Origin of the sequence: Streptomyces sp. NPDC056948 (genome assembly GCF_042674225.1) — a bacterium.
Classification (GTDB): Bacteria; Actinomycetota; Actinomycetes; order Streptomycetales; family Streptomycetaceae; genus Streptomyces; species Streptomyces purpurascens.
Window position 1 is genome coordinate 1 of the sequence record NZ_JBHUQX010000162.1, and the last position, 19,129, is coordinate 19,129.

Sequence of the window (19,129 nt, forward strand, 5' to 3'; positions counted from 1 at the left end):
GTCCAAGTCGACCGCGCAGGAGGGCTTCCGCTTCCTGCGCCACCTGGCCGGGCTGCGCACCGCCTCGCCGGCCGCGCGGATGGTCGGCTTCGGCCTGATCGGGCTCACCGGCTTCCTGCCGAACCTGGTCGGCCTGTGGGCGCTGACCGTGCTCGGCATGCACTACGTACCGGCGGAGATCCTCGCCAACCAGCTCGGCGTCGCCTGGAACTTCCTGCTCATCGAGCATCTGCTGTTCCGCGAGCGACGCAGGCACCGCCGCTGGTGGGACCGGGCCGGGCGGTTCGCGCTGCTCGCCAACGCCGATCTGGTGCTGCGCATCCCGCTGATCGCCCTGTTCGTGCACCAGTTCCACCTGGGCGTGCTGTCCGCCACCGCGCTCGCGCTGGTGACGACGTTCGTCCTGCGCTTCGCGGGGACCGAAGCGCTGGTCTATCTGCCGCGCCGGGACCGCGAGAAGCCCGGGCGCGGGAGCACCGCACAGCAAGGAGAGCCGTGTGAAAAGACGTCGTAGAAGTACCGCACTCCTGGCCGTGGCGGGCCTCACCTCGGGCCTGCTGCTGACCTCTCCGCAGACCGCCTCCGCCGCCAACCTCATCAAGAACCCGGGCTTCGAGACCGCCGGCACCGGCGACATGCCGTACTGCTGGGAGAAGTCCGGCTGGGGCGACAACGACTTCACCTTCACCACCACGACCGACGCGCACTCCGGCGGCAAGGCCATGAAGGTCGAGCTGACCCGCCGCGCCGACGGCGACCGCAAGGCCCTGATCACCGAATCCGCCCAGTGCGCACCGGTGGTGACGCCGGGCAAGCAGTACGACCTGGGCCTCTGGTACAAGACGACCACCCCGGACGCGTCCCTCACCCTCTTCCGGCACGACGCGACGGCCGGCTGGCAGTACTGGACCGACCTCAAGACGCTGGACCTCGCCGGGAACTGGACCCAGGCCACGGTCCGCACCCCCGAGGTCCCGGCCGGCACCGACCGCATCTCCTGGGGCGTCTCCGTCTACGGCACCGGCTCCGCCACCACCGACGACTACACGATGGACCAGGTCCCCGACCCGGTCCTGCCGCCGCAGTGCACCGGCACCGCCGAGCAGTGCGCCGACGGAAAGTGGGACGTGCTGCCCACGCGGAACCCGGTCCGCTCCATGCACTCCGTCGTCCTGCACAACGGCAAGGTGCTGCTCATCGCGGGCTCCGGCAACGACGAGTCGATGTTCGAGGCCGGCACCTTCACCTCCGCGGTCTACGACCCGGCGGACGGTTCCTACAAGGTCGTCCCCACGCCGAAGGACATGTTCTGCGCCGGGCATGTCCAGCTCCAGGACGGGCGCGTGCTGGTGATGAGCGGCAACAAGGCGTACCCGGTGCCCGGCGGGCACGGCTACGAGGGCTACAAGGACTCGTACATCTTCGACCCGGAGACCGAGACCTACTCCAAGACCAACGACATGAACGACGGCCACTGGTACCCGTCGGCCACGGTCCTCGGCAACGGTGACGTCATCTCCTTCGGCGGACTGCGCGAGGACTCCACCGGCTCGGTCACCGCCGAGCTGTTCTCCCAGGCCGAGCAGCGGTGGCAGCCGACCTGGAAGGTCAATCAGACCTGGTCCTACTGGGGCCTGTACCCGTCGATGATCCTCATGCAGGACGGCCGCCTCTTCTACTCGGGCAGCCATGTCTTCGGCAACAACATCCCGGGCACGGGCTCGGCGCTCTACGACTACGACGCCAACACGATCACCCAGGTGCCGGGCCTCCAGAAGAAGGACGAGCGCGACCAGTCGGCGAGCGTGCTGCTGCCCCCGGCGCAGGACCAGAGGGTCCTCACCCTCGGCGGCGGCAACATCGACTCCAACCCGGAGGCGAACCGCCTGACCGACATCATCGACCTCAAGCAGCCGAACCCCTCGTACGCGGCCGGGCCGCCGATCCCGCAGGGCACGGTCGACCTGGGCGACGGGCCCGTCCCGCAGACCGGGAACCAGGGCAAGATGTACGTCTCCGCCGTGCTCCTGCCCGACGGCAAAGTGCTGGAGACCGGCGGCGCGCTGCACAACCGCGCAAACCCGGTCTACGAGACGTCGCTCTTCGACCCGGAGTCGGAGACCTTCGACCCGGTGGCCGGCGACCCCGAGGCGCGCGGCTACCACTCCTCGGCGTTCCTGCTGCCGGACGGCCGTGTGATGACCACCGGTGACAACCCGGGCAACGGCACCTGGAACCACGACGTGTCGGTCTACAGCCCGCCCTACCTGTTCAAGGGCCCGCGCCCGCAGATCACTTCCGTCATCGACAGCGAGTGGAACTACGGCGACACCCAGCGGATCACCGTCGACCGCCCCATCGCCAAGGCCCAGCTGATCCGCCCGGCCGCCGTCACGCACTCCTCCGACCCGAACCAGCGGTTCGTGGACCTGCCGCTCTCGGTGGACGGCGACAACGTCGACCTGAACGTCACGAGCAACCCCAACCTGGCCCCGCCCGGCTGGTACATGCTCTTCGCGGTCGACGCCAACGGGGTGCCGTCGGTGGCCGAGTGGGTGCACCTCCAGGGCCCGCAGGCACTCAAGGCGACGGACGCCTCAGCGCATGTCCACGACTTCGCCGACGCACCGAAGGGCAAGGTGGCGGGGCCCGGCAAGAAGCGCCCCTCGCAGAAGGTCAGCCCGACGATCTCCGGCTGCGACCGCCACTACGGCTCGATCAACGTCTGCGTCCCGACCGGCTTCCCGGCGGAGGTGAGGAAGACGCCGGCAGCCCGCTGCGAGTGGCTCAAGGCCAACGACTACGGCCGTCTGAAGATCAACGGCAAGGACGACCCGCTGGGCCTGGACCGGAACCGGGACGGAATCGCCTGTGGAAAGGGTGATGTGAGGAAGAGTCAGCCGTGATCGCGTGACTCGGCCAGGGCGCGTTCCACGATGGCCTCCAACTGGTCGTGGTGCGCGCCCTTCCAATAGGCCCGCCCGCACGCCGTGCACTGCGCGAACACGTCGTACGTCGCGTGCGTGCCGTGCTTGAGCTGGTCGGCGACCTCGTCCTTGGTCGCCTTGCGGAGCACCCCGTTGCAGGCGGTGCAGCGCGTCCAGGGAAGCAGCTCGGGACGGAACCGGTCCAGGACGTCCCGGAGCTGCTCCTCCGGACGCGTGCTGTACACGAACGCCCCCGCCCACAGCTCACGCCTGCGCAGCAGCCCCCGGTCCCGGCTCAGCATGACCCGCTGCTCGGCCGCCGAAAGAGCGGACAGCGCCGGGTCGCCGATGTCGGTCGACTCATAGGCCGTGTCCACGCCGAGCAGCCGCAGCCGGCGGGCCAGCGTGCCGAGGTGCACATCGAGGAGGAAGCGCAGGGGAGCGCCCGGGACCTTCTGGGGGCGTGCGACGGTCCGTACGGTCACGGACTCCCCGCCCGCCGGGACGTGCGAGACGGGCACCTCGCGGCCGTCCACGACCAGGGCGCCCACCTCGGTCAGCGGCACACCCAGCGACTCGACGACATGGCCGAGGCCGGCGACGCCGTCGGTGGCGGCCCGTACGGTGCCCGCACGCCGGGCCCGGGGGACGAACACATGCAGCTCGGGGGCGAACTCGACGTGGATCTCGGGACCGTTCACCTGGTCAGGATGACACGGCGGAGGGCCGCCGCCTCAGGGTTTTCCGGTCGGCAGGCCGTGTTCCAGGATGTCCAGGGCGCGGTCGACGAGGTCCCGGATGTCGTCCCGGTGGCCGGTCTCGGCCCAGTAGTGGGAGACCTCCATCAGCCCGCCCATCACGGACATGGCGAAGACCCGCAGCTCCAGGCTGTCCGGGTCGAGCCCGGAGCGCTCGGCGAGAGCTTCGCGGAGCAGCAGGCCGGTGGCCGCCGTGCTCTCGATCATGCGGGCCCGGACCGCCGGCACCTCGACCCCGAGCCGTGTCCGCAGCCGGGTCACCTCGGGTTCCTCGGCGAGGCTCAGGTCGAGTGCCTTGCGCATCACGTGCCTCAGGACGTCGGCCCACGACTCGTCCTCCGGCCGGGCCCGCAGCTCCGCCAGCATGACCGGGTCCCACTCGTCGGTGACGACGATGTCCTCTTTGGTCGGGAAGTAGCGGAAGACGGTCGACGGCGACACCTCGGCACGGTCGGCGATCTGCTCGATCGTCGTGGCGTCGTAGCCCTGCTCCTCGATCAGCGCGTAGGTCGCGCCGCGGATCGCCTGGCGGGTCTTGATCTTCTTCCGCTCCCGGAGTCCCAGCGGGGGCCGGTCGGCGGGGGTGGTGCGTGGGGCCGTCATGAAGGTCATTGTCGGGCATCGGCCTCGGGCTCGGCCATGGCCGGGGCGCCGCTCGCCCCGCCCGGGGCAGGCCGTGGGTCGGGCAGGAACGCCCCGGCGAACAGCGCGGCGACCAGGGACGCGACGCCGCAGACCAGCAGGACGACGCCCATGCCGTGGACGTACGCGCTGTCCGCGGAGGCGGCCAGGCCGGGCGCGGAGGTCCGTTCGGCGACGAGGTAGGCCGCGACCACGGACTCCCCGGCGGTGTCGGCGGCCCGGGCGGGCAGCCCGGTGACGTCGAGCCGGTCCCGGTAGACGCCCGCGAGCAGACTGCCGAGCAGGGCGATGCCGATCGCGCTGCCCACCTGGCGCAGGGTCATCAGCAGCCCTGAGCCTCCCCCACTGCCTTAACGGCGTGGGGGGACCCCCAGCCGGCCCGGTCGGCGGGCAGCGCGGCCAGGGCCCCGTCCATCGCCGGGACCACCGCGAAGCCGAAGCCGAGGCCGGTGATGGTCAGCCACAGCGCGGTGAAGCCGTAGCCGGAGTCGGCCGCCGTACGGCTGCGGAGGAACGCGGCGAAGGCCAGCACGACCAGGCCGGCGCTGACCACCGCGCGGGGGCCGACCCGGGCGGCCGCCGGCTGGGCGGCGCGCGCGGCGACCATCAGCCCGCCCATCATCGGCAGCAGCCGCAGTCCGGTGCCGAGGGCGTCGTGGCCGAGGACGGCCTGGAGGTAGGGCGGCAGCAGGAACAGCAGGCCCGCCAGGACGAAGGTGACCAGGGTCGCCGCGAGCGTGTTGACGAGGAAACCGCGGTGGGAGAGCAGCTCCATGTCGAGCATGGGCCGTGCCGCCCGCCGCTCACGCAGGACCAGTCCGGTCATCAGGACCGCGGAGCCCGTGAGGAACCCGGCCACCAGCGGGTCGCCCCAGCCGCGCGTGGGCGCCTCGACGATGGCGTGGACGAGGGCGCCGAGGCCGGCGGCGGTGAGTGCCGTCGAGACCGTGTCGACCTCGGGGGAGGCGGGGTCCCGAGTCTCGGGCAGCAGGAAGAGGCAGGCCGTGATGCCGATGCCGACCATCGGGACGTTGACCAGGAAGACCGAGCCCCACCAGAAGTGGTCGAGCAGCCGGCCGCCGATGATCGGGCCGAGCGGCATGACCAGCGCGCCTCCGACGCCCATCACGGCAGGGGCGGCGACGACCCAGGTCACGTCCCCGGCCAGGGCGCCCACGACCGAGCCGGCCAGGAAGATCCCGAGCCCGGTGACCAGCGTCAGCCGCCGCCCGAACCGGTCGCCGAGCAGCCCGGCGGGGAGCATCAGGGCGGCGAACACGACGACGTAGGCGTCCGCCATCCTCCCCAGTGCTGAACGCCTGGGGGCACCCCCAGCGCAACGAAATCGGCCACGGCTGGAGAGCCGTGGCCGTGAAAGTCGGGTGGGGGATCTACGCGTGCTGGTACGCCACCAGCGAGATTCCCACGTAGTGCGTGATGAAGGCCGCCAGGGTGAACGAGTGGAACACCTCGTGGAAGCCGAACCAGCGCGGCGACGGGTTGGGCTTCTTTATCCCGTAGACCACGCCGCCCGCGCTGTAGAGCAGGCCGCCGACGATGACGAGGACGAGGACGGCGATGCCGCCAGTCCGCATGAAGTCCGGCAGGTAGAAGACGGCCGCCCAGCCCATCGCGATGTAGCACGGCGTGTAGAGCCAGCGCGGGGCGCCGACCCAGAAGACGCGGAAGATGATCCCGGCCGCCGCCGCGGCCCAGACGCCCCACAGCAGCCACTGACCCTTCGCGCCCGGCAGGAGCAGCATGGTCAGCGGTGTGTACGTGCCCGCGATGATCAAGAAGATATTGGCGTGATCCAGACGGCGCAGAACGCCGTCCATGCGCGGACTCCAGTTGCCCCGGTGGTACAGCGCGCTCACGCCGAACAGCAGGCACGCCGTCAGCACGTAGATACCGCAGGCGAGGCGCCCTCTGGACGAGTCGGCGAGGGCGGTCAGGACCAGGCCCGCGACGAGAACGGCCGGAAACATGCCGAGGTGCAGCCAGCCGCGCAGCTTGGGCTTCACAGGGTGCGGCAAGGAGAGCGCCACCGGGCCGCGGCCGTCGGCCGGCGTATCCGAGGGCGCGTCGGGGACGAACGCAGTCATGGCCGAATGGTAGCTACGGAACCGTAAGTGACCTATCAGTCCGGTCGATTGGCCGATGAAGAGTGGCCATCCTCTCACCGCCGCCCGACGATGGTTACGCAAACGGACGGTCATATGAACCCAACGTGCACGCAAAGCGTCTCGAGAAACCGTGGCGATCCTCACGTTGCTCACCTGTGCGCTCCTCTGGACAGATGGGCGCGGACGTCGGATGATCAAATGAGTGCGGTCGGCACCGGATGAGCGCCTGGTTTCACCGTGAAGCATCCGGGTCGCAGCCCCCACGGGGCCTCCACATCAACAAAAATCCCTCATTTAGGAGCAATCGTGGCGCGCGACATCGCGGCTCCCACCGTCCCCACCACTCATCAGGGGCTGATCTCGTGGGTGAACGAGATCGCCGAGCTGACCCAGCCGGACAACGTGGTCTGGTGTGACGGATCCGAGGCCGAGTACGAGCGCCTGTGCGGGGAGCTCGTCCAGAAGGGCACCTTCCGGAAACTCGACCCGATCAAGCGCCCCCACTCCTACTACGCGGCCTCCGACCCCACCGACGTCGCCCGCGTGGAGGACCGGACGTTCATCTGCTCCGAGAAGGAGGAGGACGCGGGCCCGACCAACCACTGGAAGGCCCCCGCCGAGATGCGGGAGATCTTCCAGGGCGCCGGGGGCCAGGGCGGCCTGTTCCGCGGCTCGATGCGGGGCCGCACCCTGTACGTCGTGCCCTTCTGCATGGGCCCGCTGGGCTCGCCGCTGTCCGCGCTCGGCGTCGAGATCACCGACTCGGCGTACGTCGCCGTCGCCATGCGCACGATGACGCGCATGGGCCAGGCGGTCCTGGACGAGCTCGGCTCCGACGGCTTCTTCGTCAAGGCCGTGCACACCCTGGGAGCCCCGCTGGAGCCCGGCCAGGAGGACGTCCCCTGGCCCTGCAACCAGACCAAGTACATCTCGCACTTCCCCGAGGACCGGGAGATCTGGTCCTACGGCTCCGGCTACGGCGGCAACGCCCTGCTCGGCAAGAAGTGCTACGCCCTGCGCATCGCCTCCGTGATGGCGCGTGACGAGGGCTGGCTGGCCGAGCACATGCTGGTCCTCAAGCTCACCCCGCCGCGCGGCGAGGCCAAGTACGTCGCCGCGGCCTTCCCGAGCGCCTGCGGCAAGACCAACCTCGCGATGCTGGAGCCGACCGTCCCCGGCTGGACGGTCGAGACCATCGGCGACGACATCGCCTGGATGCGCTTCGGCGAGGACGGCCGGCTCTACGCCATCAACCCCGAGGCGGGCTTCTTCGGTGTCGCCCCCGGCACCGGCGAGCACACCAACGCCAACGCGATGAAGACGCTGTGGGGCAACTCCGTCTTCACCAACGTCGCCCTCACCGACGACAACGACATCTGGTGGGAGGGCATGACGGAGGAGACTCCGGCCCACCTGACGGACTGGAAGGGCAACGACTGGACCCCGGAGTCCGGCGTCCCGGCCGCCCACCCCAACGCCCGCTTCACCGTTCCGGCCTCGCAGTGCCCGATCATCGCGCCGGAGTGGGAGGACCCCAAGGGTGTGCCGATCTCGGCGATCCTCTTCGGCGGCCGCCGCGCCACCGCCGTACCGCTGGTGACGGAGTCCTTCGACTGGAACCACGGCGTCTTCCTCGGCGCCAACGTGGCCTCCGAGAAGACCGCCGCCGCCGAGGGCAAGGTCGGCGAGCTGCGCCGCGACCCGTTCGCGATGCTGCCGTTCTGCGGCTACAACATGGGCGACTACATGGCCCACTGGATCGACGTGGCCAAGGACAAGGACCAGTCCAAGCTGCCGAAGATCTACTACGTCAACTGGTTCCGCAAGGACGACCAGGGCAAGTTCGTATGGCCCGGCTTCGGCGAGAACGCCCGTGTCCTCAAGTGGATCGTGGGACGCCTGGACGGCACGGCCGAGGGTGTCGAGTCGCCGATCGGCGTCCTGCCGGCGAAGGGCGCCCTCGACACGGACGGCCTCGAACTGTCCGACACCGACCTGGACTTCCTGCTCACGGTCGACAAGGAGGTCTGGCGCGAGGAGGCCTCCCTGGTCCCCGAGCACCTCAACACCTTCGGCGACCACACGCCGAAGGAACTGTGGGACGAGTACCGCGCGCTGGTGAAGCGCCTGGGCTGAGACCCGCACCCAAGACTCCGCGGCCGGTCTACCGAGAGTGCCCTGACCAGCAACATCGTCACGGCCGGCCGCGGTGACGGCACCACCGGAGGCAGGGGTTCGCACAACGGCGTGCGAGCTCCTGCCTTCGTCGTTCCCGTCGCGCCCCCTTGCTCACGGAATCTTCACGCCTGTTACATGCTCTACAGGCGCCTCACCGGTCCCGGTGGGGCTCTCAAGACAGCCTGTGGGGGGCACAGTTGAATACTGCACACCGTTCCAGACGGATCGCGGCCACGCTGTCCGCCGCGTTACTCGCGGGGACCGGCCTCACCGTCGCCGCCGCACCCGCGGCGCACGCGGCGGCCTCCGACGCCGTGGCCAAGCTGCCGATCTCGTCGTACTCGGCGCTGGCCGTCGACAACGTCCACCAGCGTGTCTTCGTGGCGGACAGCAACGTCGGCTACTACCTCAACTCCGGCACCATCGCCGTCTACAGCTTCGAGGGTGAGCGCCTCACGACCCTCACCACCAACCAGGTCCATGTCTCCGGCCTCGCGGTCAGCGCCGACGGCAACACGCTGTACGCGGGTCTGCGCGACCGTATCGATGCCTTCGACACCACCACCTACCAGCGCACCACCGTCGCCTCCGCCAACACCGACACCTGCGGCCGCGAGGTCGCCCAGTCCGGCGGCCAGCTCTACTTCACGACGCCCTACGCGTCCTCGACCTCCCAGTGCGCCACCGCCGAGACCCACCTCGACGGAATCGTGAACGGCGTGCACACCCGCACCGGCTGGAACGACAGCGGCGATCTGCTGCTGGAGGCCGGCGCCGGGGACCGCATGCTCATGGGCCAGCCGCCCAACGCGAAGGCGGCCGACCCCTTCCTCGCCGTGTATGACACGAGTGACGGCGCCCTCGTCCGCAATGCCGCACGGCGCTTCGCCGACGGCCAGGGCAACGGCGCCCTGAACCTCAAGGACCTGGCGTTCTCCGCCGACGGCGGCAAGGTCGCCCTCGCCGACGCCACCGCGGGCACCAGGCTGCTGAACACCGGCGACCTCTCGGACGCGGCGACCGGCTACCGGGCCCTGCCCGACGGGGCCACCGCCAGCGCGGTCGCCTTCAGCGGCGACGGCAAGTACATCGCACGGGGCGCGTCCGCCACCGGCGCCGTCCCCGACCTGCTGGTGCAGCCCGCCGACCCGGGCGATTCCACCACCCCGCTGGAGTTCGTCTTCGAGGGCAGCCTCGACGGCGACCGGGTCGTGCCGCGCGGCATGAAGTGGGCGGCGGACGGATCCCGGCTGTTCGCGGTCACCACCAACGCGGCCGGCGGCCAGTACTGGCTGCACATCATCAAGCCGCCCGCCGTCCAGTACGACGCCCGCTTCACCGGTGGCCTCACCCACAGCCCCGGCCAGGCCGTGGCGGGCGAGCCGCTGGCCGTGCGCGGCCGGCTGGAGCACGACGGGCCGGCGCCCGCCGAGCCGCTGAAGGTCAAGGCGACCCGTACCGACGCGAACGGCACCCATGACCTGGGCACCGCCACCGTCAAGGCGGACGGCACCTTCACGGTCCTCGACGAGCCCGACCGGCTGGGCGAGGCCACGTACACCGTGTCCTACCTCGGCGACCTGACCCACCGCCCGGCCACGGACATCACCCACACGGTGACGGTCGCCAAGGCGCCCACCTCCATCGCCCTCACCGCCCCGGACGAGGCGAACCTGTCCGACGGCATCGAGATCACCGGCAGGTTCGAGGCACGGGGCAAGGCTCTCGCGGACCGTGCGGTGCTCAAGGTCGTCCGCGAGGACCGCCTCGGCACGGGCACGCTCTCGTCGGTGACCGTAGCCGCGGACGGCACATTCACCATCAACGACATCCCCCGCACCTACCGCGACGTGACCTACACGGTCACCTGGCCGGGCGACGATCTGCACGAGGCCTCAACAGCGTCAGCGGAGGTCTACGTCAGACGCTGACCGACCTTTTCAGGGGCGCGGGGAACCGCGCGACAAGCCACACTGAGCCCGCACCCGCTCACGGGCGATACCCCAACGGCGATATACGGCTCAAGCCAACGCAGTGCTGTGGCACCCGGCCCGCGCGTCGCTGCGGGTGCGCGCGGACCGGGGCCGTTGATGGGAGCCCGTGAACCGGGCTCAGTGGGACGCGAGTGTGCGCGGATCCAGCGCCGCCGTATGGGCGTCCATGCACTCGGCGGCAAGGATGGCGGCAGCCGTATCGGCACGCGACGCGGCCACGACCAGCGCACGCCCCGCCAGGGCATGCGCCCGCCGATGGAGCGCCACGGCGCCCCGCTCGCGCCGGCCCCTGGACGCCCGGGTCGGCGTGCGCCCACCCCTCAACCGGGCCACCTGCTCCGTGAGCCGCTCCGCCGAGGTGTCCAGGTCGGCCGACGGCGCTGCCGCGCGCAGTTCGTCCGTGACGGCGAGCAGCGCGGCGAGATGGCCCGCGAGCTGGATGTCCAGCTCCTCCTCACGCGATCGGTGGGGGAAATCGGCGGTGGTGCCGGCCATCGTGCTGTGGACCGACTTGGCGCGGATCGGTTCGTACATGGGACGGCCTCCTGAGTGCTTCAGGAAGCCATCCTAGCTTAGATTTCGTCTAAAGTTGAGTTGTTCACAAAACCGGACTGCCTGCACACGCAGTGTGAGCGGGTCTCCGGTCAGGGCTGGCCGTAGCCGTCCAGGAAGTGCCCGATCCGGCTCACCGCGTCCCGCAGATCACCGACCGACGGCAGGGTCACCACGCGGAAGTGGTCCGGCTCCGGCCAGTTGAAGCCGGTGCCCTGGACGACCATGATCTTCTCGCGCCGGAGCAGGTCCAGGACCATGCGCCGGTCGTCCTTGATCTTGAAGACCTTGGGGTCGAGACGCGGGAAGAGGTACAACGCGCCCTTCGGCTTCACGCAGGTCACGCCCGGGATCTGGGTCAGCAGCTCGTACGCCACGTCCCGCTGCTCGCGCAGCCGCCCGCCCGGCAGCACCAGGTCGTTGATCGTCTGCCGTCCGCTGAGCGCCGCGACCACGCCGTGCTGTCCCGGCATGTTCGCGCACAGCCGCATGTTCGCGAGGATCGTCAGGCCCTCGATGTAGGAGTCGGCGTGTGCGCGCGGCCCGGAGATCGACATCCAGCCGACCCGGTAGCCCGCGACCCGGTACGCCTTCGACATGCCGTTGAAGGTGAGGGTGAGCAGGTCGGGGGCGACGGCGGCGGTCGGGATGTGCGTGGCCTCGTCGTAGAGGATCTTGTCGTAGATCTCGTCCGAGCAGACCAGCAGGTTGTGGCGGCGGGCGATGTCGGTGAGCCCCTTGATCATCGCCTCGTCGTAGACGGCCCCGGTCGGATTGTTGGGGTTGATGATGACGATCGCCTTGGTGCGGTCGGTGACCTTGCGCTCGACGTCGGCCAGGTCCGGCATCCAGTCGGCCTGCTCGTCGCACCGGTAGTGCACGGCGGTGCCGCCGGACAGGGAGACGGCGGCGGTCCACAGCGGGTAGTCGGGCGCCGGTACGAGCACCTCGTCGCCGTCGTCGAGCAGCCCCTGCATCGCCATCACGATCAGCTCGGAGACGCCGTTGCCGATGAAGACGTGCTCGACGTCGGTCTCGATGCCGAGGGTCTGGTTGTGCATGACGACCGCGCGCCGCGCGGCCAGCAGCCCCTTGGCGTCCCCGTACCCGTGCGCCGAGGACACGTTCCGGAGGACGTCCTCCAGGATCTCGGGCGGACACTCGAAGCCGAACGCCGCCGGGTTGCCGGTGTTGAGCTTGAGGATGCGGTGACCTGCGGCTTCCAGCCGCATCGCCTCCTCGAGCACCGGGCCCCGGATCTCGTAACAGACGTTGGCGAGCTTGGTCGACTGGATCACCTGCATGTCAGGGAGCTTACGGCCCGGTAATGCCCCGCGGCTCGTGTTTTCCGCCACGTGAGACGCGCCGGTTTGGCTCGATATCGCCATACGCAGCCTCATTGGCCTCTGGGGCACCGGTAGTGCGCGGGGAGTCGGAGTAGGCCAAAGGGGCGACGGGCGCGCGGTTCCCCGCGTCCCCGGACGGGGCGCCGGTACCCGGGCAAAACCCGACGAAGCTCGGAAGCGGCCATCAAGTCCCCCAACCCTGCCCCCCAAGTTCCCGGCAGGTCACGGCGGTTGCGTAGGGTCGGCCCGGACGCCGAGGGGCCCGTTGTGAAACAGGTTCTTGTGCCGCCCGCCTTGCGACGATCACAATGCGCATGACAACACTGCGGGCGGCCGGAAGTTTTCCGGCCGCCTCCGTCGCAAGAGGGGACCCCCCATGAGAAAACCTCTCGCCGCCGCCTTCTGTGCCCTGGCGATAGCCGGGGCCGGCGCGGCTCCCGCGACCGCTGCCGAGGCCGCCCCCACGGGCGTCGGCAAGGCCGCGGACACGGGCAAGGTCACGTCCGCCGTCTCGGACGTGGTCACGTCCGCAACGGAGACCCTGTCCGGGCTCAGGAGCCCGTCGGCCAAGGCTGTGAACTTCGCCGGCACCGTCGCGCTCAGCAACTGCTCCGGCTCCGTCGTCCGCATGCCGGACTCCGAGGACAACGACCCGGCGCTGGTGATGACCAACGGACACTGTCTGGACGGGGGCATGCCCCAGCCCGGCGAGGTCCGCGTCGACCAGGCCTCCAGCCGTACCTTCGGCCTGCTCAACGCCTCCGGCTCGCGCGTGGCCACCCTGCGCGCCGCCAAGCTCGCGTACGGCACGATGACCGACACGGACGTCGCGTTCTACCAGCTCACCACCACGTACGGGCAGATCAAGAGCTCGTACGGCATCAACGCGCTGACGCTGAACGACTCGCACCCGGTCGCCGGCACCGCCATCAGCGTCGTCTCGGGCTACTGGAAGCGGATCTACAGCTGCGACATCGACGGGTTCGCGCCCACCCTGAAGGAGGGCGACTGGACCTTCAAGGACTCGGTCCGCTACACCTCCGCCTGCAACACCATCGGCGGCACGTCCGGCTCGCCCGTCGTCGACCAGGCCACCGGCAAGGTCGTCGCGATCAACAACACCGGCAACGAGGACGGCGAGCGCTGCACGGTGAACAACCCCTGTGAGGTGGACGCGAACGGCAACGTGACCGTCCACAAGGGCATCAACTACGCCCAGCAGACCTACCAGATCCCGGCCTGCTTCGGCGTCGACAACAAGCTCGACCTGAGCGCGAGCGGCTGCACCCTGCCCAAGCCGTAGGGCAGGGTGCCGGGCCGGGTGGTCACGCGCGGGCGGTTCCGCGCACCGCCCGGCCCGCCAGGACGTCCGTACGCCGGCCGTCCTCGATCACGAAGCGGCCGGCGACCAGGACGTACGGGATGCCCGTCGGGAGCGTGCGGGGTTCGGAGAAGGATGACCCCGCCGCCACCGTCGCCGGATCGAAGAGGACCAGGTCGGCGATGTACCCCTCGCGCACCAGGCCCCGGTCCGGCAGCCTCAGCCGGGCCGCCGGGCGCGAGGTGAGGTGCGCGACGCACTCCTCCAGCGACAGCACCCCCAACTCCCGCACGTAGTGCCCGAGGTAGTGCGGGAAGGTTCCGTAGGCGCGCGGGTGCGGCTTGGCGCCCTGGAGGATGCCGTCCGAGCCGCCCGTGTGCACACGGTGGCGCATGATCGCCCGGACGTTCTCCTCGTGGCCGACGTGCTGGAGGATCGTCGGGGCCAGCCGGTCGGCCAGCAGCAACCCGCGCGCGGTCGCCCAGGGGTCCTCGCCCCGCACGTCCGCCGACTCCCGGACCGTCCGGCCGACGAACTCCGCCAGGGCCGGTTCGCCCACCCCCGAGATCTCGATCGTGTCCCACTCGATGGGCACGCCGTGACAGCCGTCCGAGCCCGTGACCTCCAGGTCGTGGCGGATCCGCTCGGCCGTCCCCTCGTCCGCCAGCCGCTCGAGGGCCGCCTCGGGGCCGCCCTCGTTCGCCCAGCTCGGCAGCATGGCCGCCAGCGTCGTACAGCCGGGTGTGTAGGGGTACGTGTCGAGGCTGATGTCGGCCCCGGCCGCCAGCGCCTCGTCCAGGAGGGACAGGAGCTCCGGAGCCCTGCCCTTGTTCACGCCGAAGTTCATGGTGGCGTGGGCGAGATGCAGGGAGCAGCCCGCCTCCCGGGTCAGGGCGACCATCTCCCGGTACGCCTCCAGGGCGCCCGCGCCGTAGGAGCGGTGGTGCGGGCAGTAGTAGCCGCCGTACGACGCCACCACCCGGCACAGCTCGGTCAGTTCGGCGTCCCGCGCGTACATGCCGGGCGTGTACGTCAGCCCGGACGACATGCCGACCGCGCCCTGCTTCATGCCTTCGGCGACCGACTGCCGCATCCGGTCGAGCTCTTCGGGGGTCGCCTGCCGGTCCTCCCAGCCGACGGCGAGCGCGCGGACCGTGCCCTGGGGGATCAGATAGGCGGCGTTGACCGCGATCCCGCGGTCCAGCCGGTCCAGGTACTCGCCGACCGACCGCCAGTCGAAGTCGATGTCGTCACCGGAGCCGTTCCACCCGGCGATCGCCCGGCGCACCTCGCCCAGCGTGCGGTCGTCGACCGGCGCGTACGACAGTCCGTCCTGGCCGATGACCTCCAGGGTGACGCCCTGCGCGGCCTTGGCGCTGTGGTCGGGGTCGCGCAGCAGGGCCAGGTCGCTGTGGGCGTGCATGTCGACGAAGCCGGGGGAGAGGACCAGCCCCTCCGCGTCCAGCTCCCGGCGCGCCTCCGGCCGTTGGCAGCCGGCCGCCGCGGCCTCCTTGACGATCGAGACGATCCGGCCGCCGTCGACCACGACATCGGCCCGGTACGAGGGTCCGCCGGAGCCGTCCACGACCTCCGCGTCCCGGATGACGAGCTCTTCCATCGCGCGGGCCTCCTAGAAGAACGTACGGACGTAGTCGACGACCGTGCCGTCCGCCGCCACGACCGGGATGAGCTGCCACTTGTCGAACGACGTGCACGGATGGGACAGACCGAGACCGACCCAGTCCCCGACCTCCAGCTCCGCCTCCGGCGTGGTGCTCAGCCAGGCGTGCTGGTCGGACAGGCCGGTCACCGACACCCCGGTGGCCGGGCGCTCGGCGCCGTCCCGGCGGATCGCCTGGGCGAAGGGCAGATCGAGGTCGTAGGCCGCGTCCCGCTTGCCCGCGTTGACGAAGGCCTGCTCGGCGGAGGGCCGTGACACCACCTGCGTCCACAGACGGAACGCCGGCTCCAGGGCGCCCTCCTCGGGGACCCGGTTGAACGGGGTCAGCTTGCGGTAGTGGCCGTCGTCGTGCGAGACGTAGGCGCCCGAGCGCAGCAACTTCAGCACGGGACGGGAGAGTCCGGGGATCTCCGCGAAGACCTCGGCGACCGCGTCGAACCAGGCGCTGCCGCCCGCGCTGACGACGATCTCGTCCAAGCCATCGAAGCGCCCGGCCTCGTCGAAGCCGGCGGCGAGCGAGACCAGCCGCCGCAGCCACGCCGTCACCCGCTCCGGGTCGGCCTTCGGCACCTCGCCCTCGTAGCCCGCGACACCGACCAGCCGCAGGGTCCGGGTGCCCGCGACCGCGTCCGCGACCGCCGCGCACTCCGCCTCCGTACGGACCCCGGTCCGGGCGCCCTCCCCGGCGGCGAGTTCGACGACGACGTCCACGGGGCGCCCTGCCCCGCTCAGCGCGGCGTCCATCAGTTCCACCCCGCGCACGGAGTCGACGTAGCAGACGAAGCGGAAGTCCGGGTCGGCGTCGAGTTCGGCGGAGACCCAGCGCAGGGCCGCCGGGTCGACCAGCTCGTTCGCGAGGAACACCCGCCGGGTCCCGAACGCGCGCGCCACCCGCACCTGGTGGGGGACCGCCAGCGTGATGCCCCACGCCCCGTGCTCGATCTGCCGCTGGAAGAGCTGCGGGGCCATGGAGGTCTTGCCGTGCGGCGCGAAGGCCAGGCCGTGCCGGGCCGCGTACGTCTCCATGAGCTTCAGGTTGTGCTCCAGGCGCTCGGCGGACAGCGCGAGCACGGGCGTGGCGAAGCCGCCGGTGAACAGGTTGCGGCGCTGGGCGGCCAGCTCGCCCACGGTCAGGCCGTCGGCGTCCGGCGGGAGGCCCTTGAAGCGGTGATCGACGCGCTCTGCGGCGAGCCGGGCGAGGGACTCGGCGGCGGTGTCGGCTGTCATGGAGCCTCCTGATCAGGCGTGTTGCATTCTCTGCAATCTGCATTGCGTATGTCGCTGAACGCTGTCTAACATCTCGGCCACCCGCGGTCAATGAAATGGCCACCGACTGACCCGACGAGGAGCTACGAGCATCGTGACCCCCACCGGACCCTGCAACGCCCCCGACGTCGTGGACGTCGTCGCGCTCGGCGAGTCCATGGTCACGTTCCTGCCCTCCCGGCCGGGGCGGCTCGCCGATGTGCCCTCCTTCGACCGGGGCATCGGCGGGGCGGAGTCGAACGTGGCGTGCGTGCTGGCCGCAGCCGGGCATTCCGTGCGGTGGGTGAGCCGGGTGGGCGACGACCCGTTCGGCGATCACCTGGTCGAGGCGATCGGCGGGTACGGGGTCGACGTGGCACACGTCCGGCGCGATCCCGGCCGCCCCACGGGCATCTACTTCCGCACCGCCGGGGACCGGGCCACCGACGCGCACGAGGTGGCGTACTACCGGGCCGGTTCCGCGGCGTCCGCGATGAGCGTGACGGACCCCGATCCGGCGGCGGTGCGCGCCGGGCGCGTGCTGCACCTCTCCGGGATCACGCCCGCGCTGTCCGCGAGCTGCCTGGAGCTGATGCGCGAGCTGACCGCACGCCGGCCCGGCCGCCCCCTGGTCTCCTTCGACGTCAACCACCGGCCCGGACTCTGGGGTGACACGGACGCGCCCCGGGTGCTGCGCGACCTCGCACGGGGCGCCGACCTCGTCTTCGTGGGACAGGACGAGGCCTGGGGGCTGCACAGCCCCGAGGCCGTCCGCGCCGCCCTCCCCGAACCCGACGTGCTGGTCGTCAAGCAGGGCGCCGCCGGGGCGACCGTCTTCGAGAAGCGGGACGTCACCTTCGTCCCCGCCCCGCGGGTCGACGTCGTCGCCGAGGTCGGCGCCGGCGATGCCTTCGCCGCCGGGTTCCTCTCCGCCACCCTGCGCGGCCTGCCCGTCCGGGACCGGCTGCGGCACGGGCATCTGATGGCCGCCGCCGCACTCACCGTCCCCGGCGACCACGCCACACCCCCTTCCCGGGAGCACGCCGACCGGCTCGCCGCCCTGGACGACGCGGCATGGGGGAGACTGCGACTCGGCCCGGGCTGGACCGCGGAGGCACAGCGGGCCGACGAGGAGGTACGTACGCCATGAGCCAGACCGTCGACCGCGCGCTGAGCATCCTGCCGCTGCTCGCCGAGGGCCCCGCCGACCTGGGACAGGTCGCCGACCGCCTCGGCGTGCACAAGTCCACGGCCCTGCGCCTGCTGCGCACCCTCCACGAGCACGGCCTCGTCTACCGCCAGTCCGACCAGCGCTACCGCCTCGGCGCCCGCCTCTTCGCGCTCGCCCAGGAAGCGATGGAGAACCTCGACGTCCGCGAGATCGCCCATCCCCACCTGGTCCGCCTCAACGAGAGCTGCGGCCACACCGTGCACCTCGCCGTGTACGAGGAGAACGAGGTCCTCTACATCGACAAGGTCGAGAGCCGCTACCCCGTGCGGATGTACTCCCGGATCGGCAAGCCCGTCGCCATCACCGTCGCCGCGGTCGCGAAGCTGCTGCTCGCCGACCTGCCCGAGCACGAGCGGCGGGCCGTCACGGAGAAGCTCGACTACCCCACCTACACGTCCCGTTCGACACCCAACGCCGGCGCGTTCCTGCGCGAGCTGGAGAAGGTGCGCGAACAGGGCTGGGCCACCGACCTCGGCGGCCACGAGGAGTCCATCAACTGCGTCGCGGCGCCCATCCGCGGCGCCGACGGCCGGGTCGTCGCCGCGATGTCGGTCTCCGCGCCGAACGTCGTCGTCACCGCCGACGAACTCCTCACCCTCCTGCCGCTGGTGCGCCGTACGGCGGACGCCATCAGCGGCGAGTACTCCGGCAGGACACCAGTGAAGGGCACCGTATGACGGACAAGATCGCACTCACCCCGAAGACCCACACCACCCCGCCGGCGAAGTTCTCGCACGGTGTGAAGAAGGGCAACATCCTCCAGGTCGCCGGCCAGGTCGGCTTCCTGCCCGCCGAGGAGGGCAAGGCGCCCACGCCCGCCGGGCCGACCCTGCGCGAGCAGACCCTCCAGACCCTGGCCAACGTCAAGGCGATCCTCGAGGAGGGCGGCTCCGGCTGGGACGACGTGATGATGATCCGCGTCTACCTCACCGACGTCGACCACTTCGCGGAGATGAACGCGATCTACAACGCGTACTTCGAGGAGCAGGGCCTGACCCAGCCGCCCGCCGCGCGCACCACGGTCTACGTCGGCCTGCCCGCGGGTCTCCTCATCGAGATCGACGCGCTGGCCGTCCTCGGCTGACCTTCCCCCACCTCGCTTCCTCAGGCGCGGCGCCACCGGTGCGC

Annotated in this window: 15 protein-coding genes and 1 pseudogene; 8 read left to right on the forward strand and 8 right to left on the reverse strand. The window is 70.8% G+C overall.

Annotation, left to right across the window (positions count from 1 at the left end; genetic code table 11):
* Together ACFTZL_RS21590 and ACFTZL_RS21595 are read left to right on the forward strand one after the other, a co-directional pair.
* A partial coding sequence (locus tag ACFTZL_RS21590; protein WP_382585114.1) for a GtrA family protein occupies positions 1 to 514 on the forward strand: 514 nt, incomplete at its 5' end.
* Positions 498 to 2,906 carry a galactose oxidase-like domain-containing protein gene (locus tag ACFTZL_RS21595; protein ID WP_382585116.1) on the forward strand — a complete coding sequence of 803 codons (2,409 nt, stop codon included), beginning with the start codon at positions 498 to 500 and terminating at the stop codon, positions 2,904 to 2,906. The genes ACFTZL_RS21590 and ACFTZL_RS21595, both read left to right, overlap by 17 nt.
* Here ACFTZL_RS21595 and ACFTZL_RS21600 read toward each other — a convergent pair.
* The 4 genes and pseudogenes from ACFTZL_RS21600 to ACFTZL_RS21615 form a co-directional block, all read right to left on the reverse strand.
* Positions 2,897 to 3,628: a Mut7-C RNAse domain-containing protein gene (locus tag ACFTZL_RS21600; RefSeq protein WP_382585119.1), complete on the reverse strand. Its 732-nt coding sequence runs from the start codon at positions 3,626 to 3,628 to the stop codon at positions 2,897 to 2,899. The genes ACFTZL_RS21595 and ACFTZL_RS21600 overlap by 10 nt on opposite strands.
* A 33-nt stretch (positions 3,629 to 3,661) precedes the next feature.
* The gene (locus ACFTZL_RS21605) at positions 3,662 to 4,288 is read right to left on the reverse strand and encodes a TetR/AcrR family transcriptional regulator (protein ID WP_382585122.1); all 627 of its coding nucleotides are present in this window, start codon (positions 4,286 to 4,288) and stop codon (positions 3,662 to 3,664) included.
* Between the two features lie 5 nt (positions 4,289 to 4,293).
* A pseudogene (locus ACFTZL_RS21610) lies at positions 4,294 to 5,627 on the reverse strand (MFS transporter); the annotation flags it as partial.
* A 91-nt stretch (positions 5,628 to 5,718) separates the two neighbouring features.
* Complete coding sequence (locus tag ACFTZL_RS21615) at positions 5,719 to 6,432, reverse strand: hemolysin III family protein (protein ID WP_382585125.1); 714 nt, start codon at positions 6,430 to 6,432, stop codon at positions 5,719 to 5,721.
* A gap of 327 nt (positions 6,433 to 6,759) precedes the next feature.
* On the opposite strand from ACFTZL_RS21615, the gene ACFTZL_RS21620 reads away from it, so the two are divergent.
* Both ACFTZL_RS21620 and ACFTZL_RS21625 read left to right on the forward strand, forming a co-directional pair.
* Positions 6,760 to 8,589 carry a phosphoenolpyruvate carboxykinase (GTP) gene (locus ACFTZL_RS21620; protein ID WP_382585127.1) on the forward strand — a complete coding sequence of 610 codons (1,830 nt, stop codon included), beginning with the start codon at positions 6,760 to 6,762 and terminating at the stop codon, positions 8,587 to 8,589.
* 239 nt (positions 8,590 to 8,828) lie between these two features.
* On the forward strand, positions 8,829 to 10,562 hold the full coding sequence (locus ACFTZL_RS21625) for an Ig-like domain repeat protein (protein WP_382585130.1): 1,734 nt from the start codon (positions 8,829 to 8,831) through the stop codon (positions 10,560 to 10,562).
* 180 nt (positions 10,563 to 10,742) lie between these two features.
* Here ACFTZL_RS21625 and ACFTZL_RS21630 read toward each other — a convergent pair whose 3' ends face one another.
* Positions 10,743 to 11,159 (reverse strand): hypothetical protein, encoded by a 417-nt coding sequence (locus ACFTZL_RS21630; RefSeq protein ID WP_382585133.1) that lies wholly within the window; start codon positions 11,157 to 11,159, stop codon positions 10,743 to 10,745.
* Positions 11,160 to 11,269: 110 nt separating this feature from the next.
* The gene (locus ACFTZL_RS21635; RefSeq protein WP_382585136.1) at positions 11,270 to 12,481 is read right to left on the reverse strand and encodes a pyridoxal phosphate-dependent aminotransferase; all 1,212 of its coding nucleotides are present in this window, start codon (positions 12,479 to 12,481) and stop codon (positions 11,270 to 11,272) included.
* A 418-nt stretch (positions 12,482 to 12,899) separates the two neighbouring features.
* On the opposite strand from ACFTZL_RS21635, the gene ACFTZL_RS21640 reads away from it, so the two are divergent.
* Positions 12,900 to 13,826 (forward strand): trypsin-like serine peptidase, encoded by a 927-nt coding sequence (locus ACFTZL_RS21640; protein WP_382585138.1) that lies wholly within the window; start codon positions 12,900 to 12,902, stop codon positions 13,824 to 13,826.
* 22 nt (positions 13,827 to 13,848) lie between these two features.
* On the opposite strand, the gene ACFTZL_RS21645 is transcribed toward ACFTZL_RS21640, so the two are convergent.
* Both ACFTZL_RS21645 and ACFTZL_RS21650 read right to left on the reverse strand, forming a co-directional pair.
* The gene (locus ACFTZL_RS21645; protein ID WP_382585140.1) at positions 13,849 to 15,462 is read right to left on the reverse strand and encodes an amidohydrolase family protein; all 1,614 of its coding nucleotides are present in this window, start codon (positions 15,460 to 15,462) and stop codon (positions 13,849 to 13,851) included.
* A gap of 12 nt (positions 15,463 to 15,474) precedes the next feature.
* The gene (locus ACFTZL_RS21650) at positions 15,475 to 16,752 is read right to left on the reverse strand and encodes an amino acid deaminase (protein ID WP_382585143.1); all 1,278 of its coding nucleotides are present in this window, start codon (positions 16,750 to 16,752) and stop codon (positions 15,475 to 15,477) included.
* Between the two features lie 133 nt (positions 16,753 to 16,885).
* Here ACFTZL_RS21650 and ACFTZL_RS21655 point away from each other — a divergent pair, with 133 nt between their 5' ends.
* The 3 genes from ACFTZL_RS21655 to ACFTZL_RS21665 are packed head-to-tail and all read left to right on the forward strand — an operon-like array spanning position 16,886 to position 19,085.
* On the forward strand, positions 16,886 to 17,920 hold the full coding sequence (locus ACFTZL_RS21655) for a sugar kinase (protein ID WP_382585146.1): 1,035 nt from the start codon (positions 16,886 to 16,888) through the stop codon (positions 17,918 to 17,920).
* Entirely contained in the window at positions 17,917 to 18,678 is a 762-nt protein-coding gene (locus tag ACFTZL_RS21660) for an IclR family transcriptional regulator (RefSeq protein WP_382585150.1), read from the forward strand. The genes ACFTZL_RS21655 and ACFTZL_RS21660 overlap by 4 nt, the downstream gene beginning before the upstream one ends.
* Positions 18,675 to 19,085: a RidA family protein gene (locus ACFTZL_RS21665; RefSeq protein WP_184591008.1), complete on the forward strand. Its 411-nt coding sequence runs from the start codon at positions 18,675 to 18,677 to the stop codon at positions 19,083 to 19,085. Before ACFTZL_RS21660 ends, ACFTZL_RS21665 begins: the two co-directional genes overlap by 4 nt.
* Positions 19,086 to 19,129: the final 44 nt, after the last annotated feature.

Bases quoted from the DNA above. Each gene is read 5' to 3' on its own strand.
- ACFTZL_RS21635 (WP_382585136.1), bottom strand. From the start codon at position 12,481: ATGCAGGTGATCCAGTCGACCAAGCTCGCCAACGTCTGTTACGAGATC.
- ACFTZL_RS21650 (WP_382585143.1), bottom strand. From the start codon at position 16,752: ATGACAGCCGACACCGCCGCCGAGTCCCTCGCCCGGCTCGCCGCAGAG.
- ACFTZL_RS21660 (WP_382585150.1), top strand. From the start codon at position 17,917: ATGAGCCAGACCGTCGACCGCGCGCTGAGCATCCTGCCGCTGCTCGCC.
- ACFTZL_RS21640 (WP_382585138.1), top strand. From the start codon at position 12,900: ATGAGAAAACCTCTCGCCGCCGCCTTCTGTGCCCTGGCGATAGCCGGG.
- ACFTZL_RS21630 (WP_382585133.1), bottom strand. From the start codon at position 11,159: ATGTACGAACCGATCCGCGCCAAGTCGGTCCACAGCACGATGGCCGGC.
- ACFTZL_RS21605 (WP_382585122.1), bottom strand. From the start codon at position 4,288: ATGACGGCCCCACGCACCACCCCCGCCGACCGGCCCCCGCTGGGACTC.
- ACFTZL_RS21645 (WP_382585140.1), bottom strand. From the start codon at position 15,462: ATGGAAGAGCTCGTCATCCGGGACGCGGAGGTCGTGGACGGCTCCGGC.
- ACFTZL_RS21665 (WP_184591008.1), top strand. From the start codon at position 18,675: ATGACGGACAAGATCGCACTCACCCCGAAGACCCACACCACCCCGCCG.
- ACFTZL_RS21615 (WP_382585125.1), bottom strand. From the start codon at position 6,432: ATGACTGCGTTCGTCCCCGACGCGCCCTCGGATACGCCGGCCGACGGC.